The 15,620-nt window shown below is 36.6% G+C and carries 15 protein-coding genes; 3 read left to right on the top strand and 12 right to left on the bottom strand.

The genetic code is table 11. The features are described from left to right. Positions 1-222: 222 nt before the first annotated feature. The gene (locus WKH56_RS28115; RefSeq protein WP_342837126.1) at positions 223-2,025 is read right to left on the bottom strand and encodes a PrpR N-terminal domain-containing protein; all 1,803 of its coding nucleotides are present in this window, start codon (positions 2,023-2,025) and stop codon (positions 223-225) included. 326 nt (positions 2,026-2,351) lie between these two features. Here WKH56_RS28115 and WKH56_RS28110 point away from each other — a divergent pair, with 326 nt between their 5' ends. Next, positions 2,352-2,648, top strand: coding sequence for a hypothetical protein (locus tag WKH56_RS28110; RefSeq protein WP_028413740.1), 297 nt, complete (start codon positions 2,352-2,354; stop codon positions 2,646-2,648). Between the two features lie 106 nt (positions 2,649-2,754). Here WKH56_RS28110 and WKH56_RS28105 read toward each other — a convergent pair whose 3' ends face one another. Then, positions 2,755-4,206, bottom strand: coding sequence for an NADP-dependent glyceraldehyde-3-phosphate dehydrogenase (locus WKH56_RS28105; protein WP_165635838.1), 1,452 nt, complete (start codon positions 4,204-4,206; stop codon positions 2,755-2,757). A gap of 506 nt (positions 4,207-4,712) precedes the next feature. Between WKH56_RS28105 and WKH56_RS28100 the strand changes: the two genes are divergently transcribed. Beyond that, positions 4,713-4,853, top strand: coding sequence for a hypothetical protein (locus WKH56_RS28100; RefSeq protein WP_275211203.1), 141 nt, complete (start codon positions 4,713-4,715; stop codon positions 4,851-4,853). 491 nt (positions 4,854-5,344) lie between these two features. After that, on the top strand, positions 5,345-5,500 hold the full coding sequence (locus tag WKH56_RS28095) for an aspartyl-phosphate phosphatase Spo0E family protein (protein ID WP_016763750.1): 156 nt from the start codon (positions 5,345-5,347) through the stop codon (positions 5,498-5,500). 136 nt (positions 5,501-5,636) lie between these two features. On the opposite strand, the gene WKH56_RS28090 is transcribed toward WKH56_RS28095, so the two are convergent. The 10 genes from WKH56_RS28090 to WKH56_RS28045 form a co-directional block, all read right to left on the bottom strand. Further along, positions 5,637-6,581: an extracellular catalytic domain type 1 short-chain-length polyhydroxyalkanoate depolymerase gene (locus WKH56_RS28090; protein ID WP_260505847.1), complete on the bottom strand. Its 945-nt coding sequence runs from the start codon at positions 6,579-6,581 to the stop codon at positions 5,637-5,639. Between the two features lie 436 nt (positions 6,582-7,017). After that, positions 7,018-8,364, bottom strand: a complete 1,347-nt coding sequence (locus WKH56_RS28085) for an MFS transporter (protein WP_275211206.1) — start codon at positions 8,362-8,364, stop codon at positions 7,018-7,020. Between the two features lie 576 nt (positions 8,365-8,940). Beyond that, the gene (locus WKH56_RS28080) at positions 8,941-9,351 is read right to left on the bottom strand and encodes a GNAT family N-acetyltransferase (RefSeq protein ID WP_275211207.1); all 411 of its coding nucleotides are present in this window, start codon (positions 9,349-9,351) and stop codon (positions 8,941-8,943) included. 87 nt (positions 9,352-9,438) lie between these two features. Next, positions 9,439-9,723, bottom strand: a complete 285-nt coding sequence (locus WKH56_RS28075; RefSeq protein ID WP_028413748.1) for a DUF5316 family protein — start codon at positions 9,721-9,723, stop codon at positions 9,439-9,441. A gap of 165 nt (positions 9,724-9,888) precedes the next feature. Further along, positions 9,889-10,371, bottom strand: coding sequence for a Cys-tRNA(Pro) deacylase (gene ybaK, locus WKH56_RS28070; RefSeq protein ID WP_048021514.1), 483 nt, complete (start codon positions 10,369-10,371; stop codon positions 9,889-9,891). A gap of 96 nt (positions 10,372-10,467) precedes the next feature. Beyond that, on the bottom strand, positions 10,468-11,493 hold the full coding sequence (locus tag WKH56_RS28065) for a hypothetical protein (protein ID WP_275211209.1): 1,026 nt from the start codon (positions 11,491-11,493) through the stop codon (positions 10,468-10,470). A 229-nt stretch (positions 11,494-11,722) separates the two neighbouring features. Continuing rightward, positions 11,723-12,712: an ABC transporter ATP-binding protein gene (locus WKH56_RS28060; RefSeq protein ID WP_063247213.1), complete on the bottom strand. Its 990-nt coding sequence runs from the start codon at positions 12,710-12,712 to the stop codon at positions 11,723-11,725. After that, a complete protein-coding gene (locus WKH56_RS28055) occupies positions 12,705-13,703 on the bottom strand; it encodes an ABC transporter ATP-binding protein (protein ID WP_048021416.1) in 999 nt (332 codons plus the stop codon). Before WKH56_RS28055 ends, WKH56_RS28060 begins: the two co-directional genes overlap by 8 nt. After that, positions 13,700-14,608, bottom strand: coding sequence for an ABC transporter permease (locus WKH56_RS28050; RefSeq protein WP_034264721.1), 909 nt, complete (start codon positions 14,606-14,608; stop codon positions 13,700-13,702). The genes WKH56_RS28055 and WKH56_RS28050 overlap by 4 nt, the downstream gene beginning before the upstream one ends. 9 nt (positions 14,609-14,617) lie before the next feature. Next, on the bottom strand, positions 14,618-15,571 hold the full coding sequence (locus tag WKH56_RS28045) for an ABC transporter permease (protein ID WP_028413754.1): 954 nt from the start codon (positions 15,569-15,571) through the stop codon (positions 14,618-14,620). Positions 15,572-15,620 lie beyond the last annotated feature (49 nt).

Below are 15,620 nucleotides of genomic sequence, written 5' to 3'. Positions count from 1 at the left end.
GTTAATTGTTTATTTTTGCAACGTTTATGTATGATTTACTTTTTTAAAACGTTTACAATTTGAATTATATACATAAACGTTTAATTAATCAACAGTTAAAAGTGGTAAAATTTAATATTTTCTAAATTGTTTAAAAATTCAACAGGAAAAACCACTTTATCTTTACTAACTTATAGATAAAGTGGTTTTAAATTTGACTCAATCGAATATATATAGGAAATTTCATTTTAGTTTCCGCCACAGAGTGGTTCGATTTATACCTAGCCTTTCAGCTGTCTTTGTTTGATTCATACCCTCTTCTAACCATATTCTTTTTATGATTTTTCGTTCGATTTCTTCTAACGTTCCGTTTAAATCAATTTCCTGATTGTCACTTGTAACGCGAATGGTACTTATTACTTTCTTTAGATCATGAAGCTCTAAAAAAGCCCCTTCAGCTAATAGTACACTCTCTTTAATGATCTGTTTTAGCTGCTTTATGTTACCAGTCCATTCAAAATTCTTTAAGTTTTCGTTTGCATCGCTACGTATCCCTACGATTTGCTTGCCGAATTTTATATTGTATTCTCCGATAAAGAAAAGAGCTAAGCTTTCGATATCTTCTTTTCTTTCTGTTAATGAAGGAAGGTCCAAGGTTAAACTAGCTAATAAATAATACAACTCTTGATCAAAACGCTGTGTTTCAGTTAAGTATTCGATACTTTTACGCGATAAAGTTATAAAACGGCACGTAGTTGAATTCTTTTTTAAATAACTCGCTAATTGTTTTTGAGTATCCAATTCTAAAAGGTCTATATTGTTTAAAATAACGCTTCCATGCGGATTATGGGCTAATAAATCATCATAGGAACTTTTGTCTAGAAGGCGCGCCCACTGTGCTTTTGAGAGAACTTCACAATCTATAATAAGCAGTGGATATTCACGTCTTTCACTATTAAGATGAATAAGCTTTGCTAGTCGTTCTTTTCCAGTTCCTTCTTCACCGCTAATCCATACAGGTTCTTCCGTATTAGCATAAATAGTTGCAGCTTTTAAAACACCTTTCATTCTCTCATTTTTTGTGACGACAGTAGTAAGGTTACTTGCAGAGCTTGCTTCGTTTTGTAAAGACACAATTGAGATTCCATCTATACCTTGATTTTCATTGGACTTATATTGATTAATGCGAAACATAATCAATTTTGAATGTGAGGTTTCCAGAGGATATCCTTTTACTGTCAAAAAGTCATCATCCCTACTAAAGACTGTTTCAAAAGAACCTGTGTTACATACAGTCTTTACAGCCTCTTCTACATTGAGGTTTTGTTTAAAGCTGTCAGTAAAATTCTTATTAAAATAAGGATTAGAAAAAATAGCCCGAGACGTTGAATTGTATACAACAATTCCTTCCATTTCATTTTGAATAATATCATAAGACATCAAGTAGTTTTTTTTGAAAGACGAAAGAAATCCATATATTTTCTTTGCATTTTGAAAAGATTTTAAAACACTTTCTTTTCCAGAAGTCAGCAATATACCATTGAGTCCAAGCTTTTCAGCTATTTTTACCGTAATGGCATCTCCAATAATATTTGTATATCCATCTTGCTGTAATTGAACTAAAATAGGCTCGATTTCTTTCTCGCTTTTGACTTTGTATGCAGACATATTGATATCTAGTATTTCACAAATTGTAGAAGCTCCTTCTGAAATAGGAGAGAACCCAACAATTGCTTTTTTTCCTGGGTAACCTTTAGCAAGCGTCAGCACGCGAAGCATATCGTAACCAGAAACTTCAATTTCAACAACCGGGATAGTCAACTCTCTTTGGATGAGTTCCGCCGTTCCTCCTCGACTGATGATGATATCTATGCCATTATGTATTGCATCTTTAGCAAGAGTCAGGCCTTCTTCTAAATCACCTATCTCTACTTGCAACTCGAACTCTTCTTTTTCTCCTAGGGTAATCATTAGCTCTTTTAAACCGTTATAAGGAGCGATAGCCAGTACTTTCATCCAATCACCTTCTGTTGCATTTTTAAACACATCTATAATATACCAAAAAATTCTTTTGATGCAAAATGAATCAACTTACAAATATTTTTAAAAAAGCTTTATATCGATTAAATATATGTAAGGCTTGAAAACACGGACAAAGGTTACCTGCTAAATGACCTCTTCTTTTATTAGTACAAACTTCTCTATATTGAAAATATACCCACTCATTTCACCGTTTTTTCACTTTAACATGATATCCTGTAGTATACTTTTGTTTCACGTGCTAATTCCCATATTTTTTTACTTTTTAAGGTTATTCGTTTTTATTAGTGGGAAAGTTACATAAATACAACACGTTATAGGGGGACTTTAACATGGATAAAAGAATTGAAACATTAAAAGAAAAGCTGCCTGATAATCATAAAGAGGTTGCTGTTCTTACCTCTCATATTTTTGATGCGCTTGATAAATTAACAACTGAACATCGCAGATATGTTGATATTTCGGCAGCAGCCAAAATAAAGCCGAATCCGGATGAAGAGAAAGCTTTTTTTGATACCATCTATGAAGTAAAAACACTCATTATGTCAGAGCTCGAAAAAACCGTTGAAGATATCGAGCACAAAGGTGATAAAAACTGGCATAAGAACTATAAAGATGGAATCGAGTGATAGGTAAATAAGACGTTTAAAAGCCTGTGCTTTTTGGAGCACAGGCTTTTTTCCATGAGATTCTCTACATTTTACTGACTCGATTTGGATAGCTCTTGGAATTCAATCATTGAAGATTTAATACCGTTACTTTTTCACGAGTCATGGATTCAATGCTTTTACGAATGCCTTGAGCGCCCATACCGGATCCTTTTACGCCGATAAAAGGAAAATGATCAGGGCCGCGTTCTGTGCGGCCGTTGATTTGAACGGAACCGACTTCCATTTTATTTGCAATTGAGAAAGCTTTATTAATATCTTTTGTAAAAACGCTTGCTTGTAAGCCAAATTCTGATTCGTTTGCGATGTCAATGGCTTCTTGGTCAGAAGCGACGCGGATAATTGGTAACACAGGACCAAATGGTTCTTCCCATGCTACACGCATAGTATCATTCACGTTATCTAAAAGAGTAGGATAGATAAGGTTGCCTTCACGCTTGTTCCCAGTCACAACTTCTGCACCTTTTCCGAGCGCGTCTGCAATTAAAATTTGAATAAAGTCCGCTGCCTTACTATCAATTAATGGAACGATTGTACATCCATCTTCAGGAGAACCCACTGATAGTTTATGTACTTCTTCTTTTAGGATGTCGACCAGCTCGTTTGCCACTTTTTCATGTACAAGTACACGTTTAATAGCTGTACAGCGCTGACCCGAATAAGAAAATGCTCCGCTTATAATATGTTTTGCTGCCTCCTGTAAATCTGCATCTTCACATACAATACCCGGGTCTTTTCCTCCAAGTTCTAGTACAAGAGGAATCATGCCTGCCTTTTTAGCTAACTGAGTACCCGTATTTGTTCCTCCGGTAAACGAAATCATGTTAATGCCTTTATGTTCAACCAAGTAATCACCAATTACAGATCCCCGGCCCGTTACGACGTTTACAAGTCCTTGTGGAATCCCTGCTTGATCAAGAGCTTCAATCATCTTAATACCGCTGATCGCTCCTTGCGTTGCGGGTTTGAAGATAACTGCATTTCCTGAAATAAGAGCAGGCGCAAGCTTAGCAGCAGACAAATTTACCGGATAGTTAAAAGGAGGAATCGCGAGTACCACGCCTAAAGGCACGCGTTCAACAATCGCAACCTTTGACTTAGAACCTCCAGGAAAGCTATCTCCTTTCATGCTTTCTCCGTTCATATGAAGAGCTTCTTCAACTGTATAGCGAATGAAATCTGCCGTGCGTACGACTTCATTCCTTGCATCTTTTAAGCTTTTTCCAACTTCTCTCATAATAATTTCGGCAATTTCACTCTGCATTTTTACCAGCTCATCTGCCCACTTATATAAATATTTGGCACGGTCTTGCAGAGAAGTTTCTGCCCACCCTTGCTGAGCTTTCTGTGCGGCATGTACCGCTTCATCGACTTCTTCTTTTGTGATAGCCTGCACTTTTCCAATCACATCATGACGGTATGGAGAAACAATATCGATCGTCTGCCCTGATTTGCTTTCTTTCCACTCACCATTCAGATAAAAAGAATAAGTTGATACATTTAAAACCGTTGTTGTCATAAAAAGTCCCCCTTAATAAAAGTGAAATTTATTATCAAAATTTTCAGTCTTTTTTACGAATGAAAACTATGTGAATATTTGAGCAAAAAGAATTCTACTTGTATTCATTTCTATAACTTTTATATTCCGTGTAACTCCTTAATCTTATACTGCTTACTTGTTGCCTTTAAAGCAGCAGCTTTTTTCTTTTTAACTTAAAACAAACCCTTGTATAATTTAATGAATATTTCGTATTTTTAATATATATAAATTTCTTTCATTCGTACAATATAAATAAGTTATCTTAATGATTAATAATTTTAATGATTCATGCCCCGAATACGAAGAAATTTTTATGTTTTCCTACTTTTTTAAGCTCCCTTGATTGTATTTACTTTGGATGGATATTCAGGCGATGCATACCCTCTTTTTATTCTATGTGTTGAGAAAATAAAATAAGGGTATAAAATAAATATAGGAAAATGAAGATGAAAGTAGAATATATATTCTAAAGGGAGGGATTTATTGTGATTGTTACTTTAGGTTTTGTGGCATCAATTATTGCGTTGTTTATGCTTTTTACTAACCGGACGTCCAATATCCCGGAAGAAATAATCCATGAAACAACAAATACCAATAAAGAAGAGCAGTATATGTATTATATATAAAGCGTCTTAACAGACGCTTTTTTGTTGCGCTTTTTACAAAGTCTATAGCGGTTAGAAACGGCCCTCACCTATCATTTATCTTTATTTGTCAGTGCCTGATAGCCATAAATAGTTAAACAGAAACCAATAAATGAAAAAAAGATATGTTTTTGTTTAAAGTTGACTAACTTAAATAAGTCCAATCTTATGTTAACATGCCTAAATGTAATCTGATTATGCCTATATCCAAAAAACAGGGGAAGCTCTGTTACTCCGTCAGTTATTTACAACCGGTGGAACAATCATAATTAAGACAGAGCGCAGCTTCCAGCAAAACGTTTAAGAGTTAATTCTTTTTAAATGAAAATATCTGAATTCAAAATACGACAGACTTCGACACTATCTATTTGTTACTATATTTTTTAGGTTCTATTTTTAGATTTGAACCGTTTTTACATAAAAAATTCAATAATTTAAACCTTTAAAATGACGTGGCAAGTGGAGGAAACTTAATGTGTTTCAAATGTAGACTACTGCTGATAAAGATAGAATTTATACGAAAAATGATGATGATGATTGCCCTAGAAGAAGGGTTTACAAGTAGTAATACGATTAAAATCAGTCAGGATCTAGATGTATTGTTAAATCGGTTTGAAGCTACTTGTTAAGAAATGCTGGTTGATAACAGAAAAAGGATCTTTCGATAAGATCCTTTTTTTGCTGTTGGTCGACAATTATTTGTTTCAAAAAAATGAAGGCTGATGTTATTTAGTAGTACATCTTGATCGCTCGTTCATATTCTATTTAAACATTCTGTGCTTCAAAAAAATTCCACATCATTTTTGAAGCATTAGGACCTTTTGAATCAGTATCTGATCCATTGTCATTTCCACCTGACCATGCATGCCCCATATCCTCTACCATAATTTTTTTCATCCAGATTTTATTTTCTGCATCTACGTAGTCATAAGTTATGTAACTATAATGATTTTCGTTTTCCCTTGAAGTGTAAGAAGCAGCATTTTCATGTAGGTCGATACCGAAATACTTATATGTATAAATCCACTGCTGAATTAGTGTAGACGCATTAATTGGATTAACTGTTGTATCTGATTGGCCATGAAACGTAATGATGGGAACAGGCCGTGCGTAAGATCCCATTTTCTTATAAGCTTCATCACCGTCAAATTCAGGATTTAGAGATCCATATAGCATAACTTCTCCGGCTGTTATGAGGTCTACAGCATACGCATTACTGCCTGCTGAATGAATGCCTACCGCTTTAAATATATCAGGATAAGCAATAGCCATCACATTCGCCATAAAGCCTCCAGCTGACATGCCAGCAAGGTATATATTAGTAGAATCAATCGCATACTTAGTGGTTATGTGATCAATCATATCTTTTATTATGTCTGGCTCTCCATTACCGCGAAACTGGTTATACTCATAAAACCAATTCCAGCACCCGTTGGAATTAGCAAAGTAATTCATTTGGGGATAGAGAACAATAAAACCTTTTTCTTCCGCTAGCTTATTCATTTCCGTACCCGCAGCAAAATCATCTGCGTCTTGTTGACACCCATGAAGCATAACGATTAATGGTACTTTACTTAACCCAGTATATGTACTTGGAACATATACCTTGTAGGTAAAGTAATCATCATAATTATACTCTTTCCAAATAGGGCGAAAGAACGCACTCTGTAATTCTATTAAAAAAGTTGAAGCGCTTAAAACTGGATTCATAAAAAAGGAACATAAAGTATTCACGAAGTTTACCCTCTCTCTATTTCTGATGTATATACTCTCTATTTCGTTATATCACAAAATAATCCTTTTATTATGTATCTTATCTTTCATATATGTCTTTCATTATTTTTCTCTTCACTCTTTAGTGGTACAAATTCATAGAGTAAGTTACGCTCTGCGTTGGGTAACAACTTTGGTTAATTTTATTAAACTTACTATAACGACTATCCAATTGGGAAAATTTTAAAGGGAGTGTTCAAAATGCCGAAAATAAAGCCTAGTTTTAAACATTACTGGAATGAGATCATACAAGGACTTATTATCACTAAATAATATACGAAAATCCTATTATAGAATTAAGGGTATAAAAAAAGACTGGCTATAAAAAGCCCGTCTTTTTTATGTTACCAAACGATTATTTATTTAACCAAAATTAAAAGCTGATATTATTTGGCGGGACGTTGTCATCTTTGTCATCTGTCTTCAGCTCAGATTCTATATATGAATCTTTAGAGGATTCTCCCATACGCCAATAAACAAGAAAGCTGATGGCAATACACCCTGCTACATAGAAGAAGAAAATTGATTCATGGCCAATACTTTTTAGCCATAGTGCGATAAATTCTGCTGTCCCTCCAAATATGGCAACTGTAAGTCCGTACGGTAATCCTACACCAAGAGCTCGAATCTCCGTTGGGAAAAGCTCAGCTTTTACAATTGCGTTAATAGATGTATAACCGGTTACAATGATAAGTCCAACTGTCATTAATAGAAAGGCCATGACTGGGTTATGTGCTTGTTTCATAAAAAGAAACAGCGGTACAGTCAGCAATGTTCCCAAAATACCAAAGCTCATTAACAGAGGTCTGCGTCCAATTTTATCAGATAGCATCCCTGCTATTGGCTGAATGACAACAAATACAAGCAGCGCACAGAAGTTAATCCAGCTTACGACCCCTTTATCCAGCCCTACACTGTTTACCATGAATTTTTGTAGATACGTTGTATACGTATAAAATGCAACCGTTCCTCCTAATGTTAAACCAATAACGGTCAACACTGCTTTAGGGTGCTTCATAAGTGCTTTAATAGTCCCTGCATTTTCACGGCTTTCAGAGTCCATTTTAGAAAATTGCTCTGACTCATCCATCGTACGTCGCAGCCATAAAACGCTTAGCGCTCCGATAGCTCCAATAACAAAAGGAATACGCCAGCCCCATGAAATCATATCTGCTTCACTAAGAACGTTTTGCAGAATAATTTGAACACCTAATGCTACCAGCTGACCAGCAACAAGCGTTACATACTGAAAGCTTGAATAAAATCCTCTTCGCCCGCTGCTTGCCATTTCAGAAAGATAAGTTGCAGACGTTCCGTATTCTCCCCCTAAGGAAATTCCTTGAAGCAAACGTGCGAGTACTAGAATAATAGGAGATAATAACCCTATTGTGCCATAGCTAGGGGTACAAGCGATAATCAAAGAACCGCTCGCCATGATGGTAATAGATAAGGTAAGCGCAGCACGGCGACCATATCGATCGGCATAGCGTCCCATTAGCAGACTACCGATTGGACGCATTAAGAAACCAACAGCGAAGATTGCGGCTGTGTTAAGCAGCTGACTTGTTGGATCGCCTTCCGGGAAAAATTGCGATGAAAAATAGACGGCAAAAGCAGAGTAAACGTACCAATCGTACCATTCAATTAAATTTCCAATAGACCCCTTAAAAATATTACTTGTAACACGCCTGTTGTTTGCAGCTTCACTGGTATGAGCCATGAGTGATCCCTCTTTTCTTTGAGTGTTTAATGTTGGTTCTCCTGTAACATGAAGTAGTAAATAATTTACCAGTAAATCTTTTTAAACAGCTAGATTGTATTGCTTTCTATAAAACCTATTCGACCAATCACTTATATAATGAGAGCGCTTAAAAAAGGTTGAATAATCCATTCAATATCATTTATAGGTAACAAAATAAGGGTTTTAAAAGCGGCTGCTGTCTATTATATATGTAGTGTTAACCCTCCCTTCTATTTATATATTGTACTATTGATTTATTAGAAAATATAATATTTTCTAATTATTAATACAAAAATTTTACAATGTTCGGCTTTCTAATTTATATGACAAACAGAAAAAAAGCCATGTTCTTTAAGTGAGAACATGGCTAAGAAAATACTCTTTTCAACTTGTGAGTGTAAGCTGCTTACATTGACATAATATGTAGAATAAACATAACTTGTACTGAGCTCTAACCTAAATTTAAGATAATTATTGAATTTTAATCTTATCCCTTATTATATATACAGCCATAGATGCTCTATAATTTTGTTACATCGGCGACCTTAATTTATCTCATTGAACTTTAAATTCACACAAAAAGCGTTCCACTCCGAGATATTTTTCACCTAAACTTGTTATTTGGAAGCCAAAATTAGAATAAAAGTTTACTGCCTCTTTATCTGTCTCAGCAAAAATAGAATATATATCATAGTTCTTACAAAGAAAGCGAATCATGCTGCTTCCTATTCCTTTCCCTCTCTCTTTTGGTAAAACAGCTATATGTTTTACAACAGCTTCCTTGGCGTTAAGAAATTCAACTCCTATACAGCTAACTGTGTCTCCATTTACTTCAATACTATATAATTTCCGACTTGGCAAACAAGTGTATTTTTTATACTCTCCATCAACCTTCTCTTCTAAAGTTGCATAAGATAACAGCTTTTTTATTGTCGGGTTCACCATAGTTGAAGTGATTTCTTTCATCCTAGCACCTCTTTTCGCTATTATCTTATGAATAATTAGTTTGTTTTTAAGGACCTTGCGGGTTGCTCTTACATGTCGAAGAATAAACTATACAAAGTAATGAATGAGAAGAAATACCCCGAGAACTGGAGCGGCAGCTAACATAAGGTTTATAGAATTTGTTATTCTCCACTTCTTGTCTGCTTTTGATTCTGTGGAAAGGTTAGCTCTCATTCGATCACCGCTTACAGCTGCTCCAGATATGATAAGAGCTAGCCCCACTAATATAATGAAAGCGGTGAAAAGTACTGTTTCTGAATTTACGTTAGCTATTGTACATGCTACTAAAAGAATAAAAGATAAAATGAACCCACCAATAATTGATTTAATCATTTCTGTCTTCCTCCTAGTTTTTTTATAAAACCCCCATGCATTATCTATATAATATCATTTTTTCTATATTTTTACTTTTATTTTTCGTTATTCCAACAGTAATTAAAGCAACTAAAAAAGCGAAACGCTTATGTCTAAGTGCGTTTCGCTCAAGGGAACTACATTTCAACTATCTTTTGTGATGTCTGCCGGACGTATACGAATTACTTTTGATAAGTCACTTAGTGGTAACTGTATCTGATGACCTACACGCCCGCCTGAAAAGTAAATCGTTTCACAGTCTTCTGCTGTAGAGTCAATGAAGGTTATGAACTGCTTTTTCATTCCGATAGGAGAACACCCGCCGTGAACATATCCTGTAAGTGGCAACAGCTCTCTTTGAGGAATCATTTCTAAGGACTTTTCACCAGCTGCTTTTGCCGCTTTCTTTAAGTCAAGCTCCTTTTCAACTGGTACCATGAAGACATAATGTTCTTTTGATTTCCCTACGGTCACAAGTGTCTTGAAGACTTTAGCAAGATCCTCTCCGAGCGAAGTAGCTACCTGTACCCCACTCAGATTTTTAGTTTCATAAGAATAATAATTGTACTCAATTTTTTTCTGATCTAAAATTCGCATTACGTTTGTTTTATCTGCTTTTTTACCCATAATTATCACCGATACCATCATAACACGTTTTGTTTTCATATCTCCATATATTAGGATGGATAGGTTAGTAAGGGGTCTTTTGTTTATAAAGATATTTTAGTTACTTTCTTTTAAATCAGCATATGCATCAGCTACTTCTCCAGTTTGCGGATTTACTGTATAAAAACCATAAAAAGCTTCGTGTTCAGTGGAATCGGCTGTTGCCTCTTGATATTGATAGACACGTATTGAATAATTTCCTTCTGGAGTATCCCCGTCATATACATAATACATATTATCCATTGATAAACTCAAAAATTCTTTTACACGCTGTTCTGCTTCTTCATGTGTCAACAGATTTTGTGATTTCCCTGATGGAATTTCTTTTTTACTTGATTTTTCGCTCTTTTCTTGGTCTTGCTTCTCTTGTTCGGCATCTTCTGAAGTTGTATTGTTATCGGTGTTCTCTTCTTGTGACACTATATCACCTTTTTGATATTTCCCATCATAATAAACGCCTACTCCACCACCAGAACTAGTGCAGCTCGGCTGAATTTTAACTTCTATATAACTTGTATAGTTAGTCATCGTAATCATACAACCACCGTCTATATCATCCGTTATTTGAGTAGCGACATTTCCTTTAATCTTTGCAATTCCTTCCACATCCCCTGCACTCACAATTCCTGTACTAACATCTTCTGGGTTGTCAAAATGATTTGCGTTTAATTTGAACTTAAACGTGTCGCCTTTTAAATTAGTAATATCTATTCCAGCGGGGTCTGTATCAATATTTCTGCTCCACGTGCTACCCCAGTCAACTTGACTAGACGCTGATTCAGTTTTATCTGCTGCTTGCGTAGAATCTTCTTTCTGTTTATCCCCTGGTTTTGAGGAGTCTTTCTCTTTTTCTGTGACTTTATTTGTTTTTTTATCCGACTCTTCTGTAGCATTGTCTTGAGGCTCTTTTTTCTTGATTGCTTCGTTACTTTCTTCTTTTGCTTCTACGTTTTTCTTTGTTGCGTTCTCCTTGGTTTCTTGAGTGCTTGTAGCGGCTTCCTTTTCATCTGAAAAACTACACCCGGTTAAGCTACCTACACATAACAGTAGTGAAATTCCCAAAACAAAAGATCCCTTTTTCATCTAAAAACCCCTTTTTATGTATATTTATAGAACTATATTACCATTAAAATATTCGTTTTTATATAAAAATGAATCTAATATGCTAAATAATGACTTTTCACTACCCTTGGAACCCGATGTTTTCAAAGAAAAAAGCCACTAGATGTACTAGTGACTTTTTCATTTCTATTCATTCAATTATGCTGCTGCATCAATATGTTTGTTTTCTCTATCGCTACAGATTTTCACCTTAACTATATAGATGACATTTTACTTTATGCTTGCTATCAATCACTGTATCTTCAGGTGTTTCTTTCATGCAGCGGTCAAATGCGAACGGGCATCTTTTATGAAACGCACAGCCTGAAGGTGGATTAAGAGGAGAAGGAATTTCACCTTTAACCTCGATTTTTTCGCGTTTTTCATGTTCATGAATCGCCGGAACAGAGGATAAAAGAAGTTTTGTATAAGGATGACGAGGATTTGAAAAAATCTCATCTGTTGTCCCTTCTTCTACTAATCTGCCTAAATACATTACGCCAACGCGGTCTGCAATATGCCTTACAACGCTTAAATCGTGGGAGATAAAGAGATATGAAAGCTTCATTTCTCTTTGCAAACTGCGCAGCAAGTTTAAGATTTGTGCTTGAATAGATACGTCCAGTGCTGAAACCGGCTCATCACAAATGATAAGCTTCGGGTTTAAAATCAACGAACGCGCAATCCCTATGCGCTGACGCTGGCCGCCTGAAAATTCGTGCGGATAGCGGTTGTAATCTTCTTCATTAAACCCAAGCTTTTTTAATAATTCAATGACAAGCTGCTTTCGTTCGCTTTTGGCGCCTACATTATGAATTGTTAATGTTTCTTGAATGGAAGCCCCAATTTTTTTCCTTGGGTTAAGGGAAGTATGCGGATCTTGGAAAATCATTTGCAAATCTTTACGAATCGTCCGTAAGCGTGATGCTTTAGATTCGAAAATACTTTCTCCATTAAATTGTGCTTCCCCGCCCGTTGGTTCTACTAACTTTAAAAGCGTGCGCCCCGCTGTACTTTTCCCGCACCCAGATTCACCTACTAATCCGTACGTCTCGCCTTCATAAATATCAAAAGATAAATCTTGAACCGCTTTAATTTGGCCTTTTGCTTTTCCTAAAGCTGAACGAACCGGATAGTATTTTTGCAGGTTGCGAACTTCAAGCAAGGGCTTGGCGCTTTGCTGCTTTGCTTCACTAGACATACGCAACCTCTCCTTCTTGAATTTTTTCATAGTGCCAGCATCGAACGCGATGCGTATCATCGGCATGCTCTAAAACAGGTACTTCTTTATGGCATTTTTCCGTTGCAAACGGGCATCTTGGTGCAAAACGACAGCCGTCTGGCACGTTTGAAAGCGGCGGAACCGTTCCTGGAATGGACGAAAGCTCTTGTGTTCTGTCGCCATCTAAGTGAGGAACCGACTTAATTAAGCCCATTGTATAAGGATGAAGCGGTTTTGAAAACAGCGTTTTAACGTCCGTTTCTTCCATCACTTGTCCTAAATACATCACGGCTACTTTTGTACAAATATTAGCGACAACGCCTAAGTCATGGGTGATGAACAGCACGCCCATGTTGAGCTTGTCTTTTAAATCCATCATAAGGTCAAGGATTTGCGCTTGAATGGTTACATCTAAAGCCGTTGTTGGCTCGTCGGCAATAAGAAGCTTCGGCTCACAGGCTAAAGCCATCGCAATCATAATGCGCTGCCTCATTCCTCCCGAGATTTCATGCGGATACTCTTTTGCTCGCTGTTCTGGAGACGGAATGCCAGTTAGTCTCAAAAGCTCTACGACTTTCTTTTGCGCTTCTTTTTTAGAGACTTTTTGATGCAGACGAGTCACTTCAGCAATTTGTTTTCCAATTGGCATAACGGGATTTAATGACGACATGGGATCCTGGAAAATCATTGAGATTTCGTTTCCTCTTAGCTTTTGAATTTGTTTTGAAGACATGTCTAATAAGTTTTTTCCTTCAAACAAAATCTTACCATCGTAGCTTGTTAGGTCTTCATCTAATAACTGAAGAATAGATTCGGACGTTACGCTTTTTCCAGATCCGGATTCACCGACAATGCCCAATACTTCTCCTTTATTTAATTGAAGAGATACATTGTCAACAGCCGTTACTTCTCCGCTATACGTTGTAAAAGTTACTTGTAAGTCTTCTAATTTTAAAAGGGCGTTACTCAACGTTTTTTCCTCCTTTTCTTCAGCATTACGTTTTTCGGATTTAACCAATCGCGCAGACCGTCACCAAATAAATTAAGGCCAAGTACAATTAAAATGATAAATACACCCGGAAACACGGTCATCCACCACGCGTTGTAAATCGCAAGCTTTCCGTCATACAGCATATTTCCTAAGCTTGGTGTTGGCGCAGGAATTCCGGCTCCTAAAAAGCTTAGCGAAGCCTCTGTTAAAATCGTCACGGCGAACACGTATGTTACTTGAACGATTAAAGGCGATAAGACGTTTGGTGCCATATGAAAACAAATGATTCGAAGTGAGCTTGCTCCTTGAGCTTTTAGCGCTTCAATAAATGTTTTTTCTTTTACAACAAGCGCAGCTGAACGAACAATTCTCGCAATCGAAGGAATAAATACAAGGCTCAGTGCGATAATAACATTGCTTGTTTTAGGTCCTAAAGCAGACATGATGGCAATTGCTAGTAAAATAGACGGGAAAGCAAACAAGCCGTCACAAATTCTCATTAAAATATAATCAAGAATTTTATAATAAGAAGATAAAAGTCCAACGATTAAACCAAGTACAGTAGCAATAATCGTTACTGCGGCTCCAATCATTAACGATATTCTGACGCCGTACATTGTCCGACTAAATACATCTCGCCCAAAGTTATCCGTTCCAAACCAGTGCGTGCTTGACGGCGGTGCTAATCGATTTGCAGGGTCGATTTGTAAACTGCCAAAAGGAGAAATGAGCGGAGCAAAAACAGCAATCAAAATAGATAATAAAATAAGTATCGCTCCTCTTACTAGCAAACGATTTGAGAAGAAACGCGCTGCCGCTGGGTTTCTTTTTTTCTTTGAAGTTACTGAAATGGTCTCTGTATTTTGTTGTGCGTTCACATTCATCACCCTCCTTTAATCATGATAAGAATTGCGTACACGCGGATCAATCACGGCATACAGCAAATCAACAACTAAATTGATGACCACGTAAGCAACCGTAATTAAAAGTACAGCTCCTTGAATAAGCGCGTAATCTCGGCGTTCAATTGATGAAACAATCAGCTGACCTAATCCCGGGATGTTAAATAATGATTCTGTTACTGCCGCTCCGGTCACAAGTCCCGCAAATGATTCTCCGATAACTGTTAAAATCGGTAAAAAACTCACGCGCAGCGTATGCTTAAGCATAATTGTGCGTTCATTTAATCCTTTTGCTTTTGCCGTTTTAACAAAGTTTTCAGAAATGGTATCGAGTAAAGATGAACGCGTCATACGCGTAATTAATGCAGCTTGAATCGCTCCAAGCGTAATCGTTGGTAAAACTAAATACTTTAAGTATTCAAATAATCCGGCATTTAACGGAACGTATCCTGAAACAGGGAAAATTCGAAGCTGTACAGCAAAAAGCAAAATAAGGAATGAACCGAGAAGAAAGCTAGGAATAGAGATACCTAAAAGGCTGGCTCCCATAATGCTTTCATCACGAATCGTTCCTTTATGTTTAGCTGCATATATACCAAATAGTAAAGCAAACACCACGCCAAAAATTTGCGCAAGTATAGCTAGAGAAACCGTAGGACCTACGTTATCCCAAATTGCCCCGAGCACAGGTTTATTTAAAAAGTAGGAATAACCAAAATCTCCGTGAAAGATGTTTGATAGCCAGATAAAGTATTGATTGACAACAGGCTCATCCAATCCCATTTCTTTGCTTAGCGCTGCAATTTGTTCCGGACTTGCGCCTTGTCCTAAAATGATTGCTGCGGGACTCCCAGGCGTTAAGCGCGTAATTAAGAACACAACAATAGATACAATGAATAAAACAGGAATTAGTGCAAAAAGTCTCTTAAGTGTATAAGCTCCCATCGTAAACTCCTTTCTAAAACAGAGAGCATAAGCCCTCTGTTTATTAGAA

The organism is Priestia sp. SB1, assembly GCF_038898415.1.
This window is presented reverse-complemented; position numbering and strand designations above follow the sequence as displayed.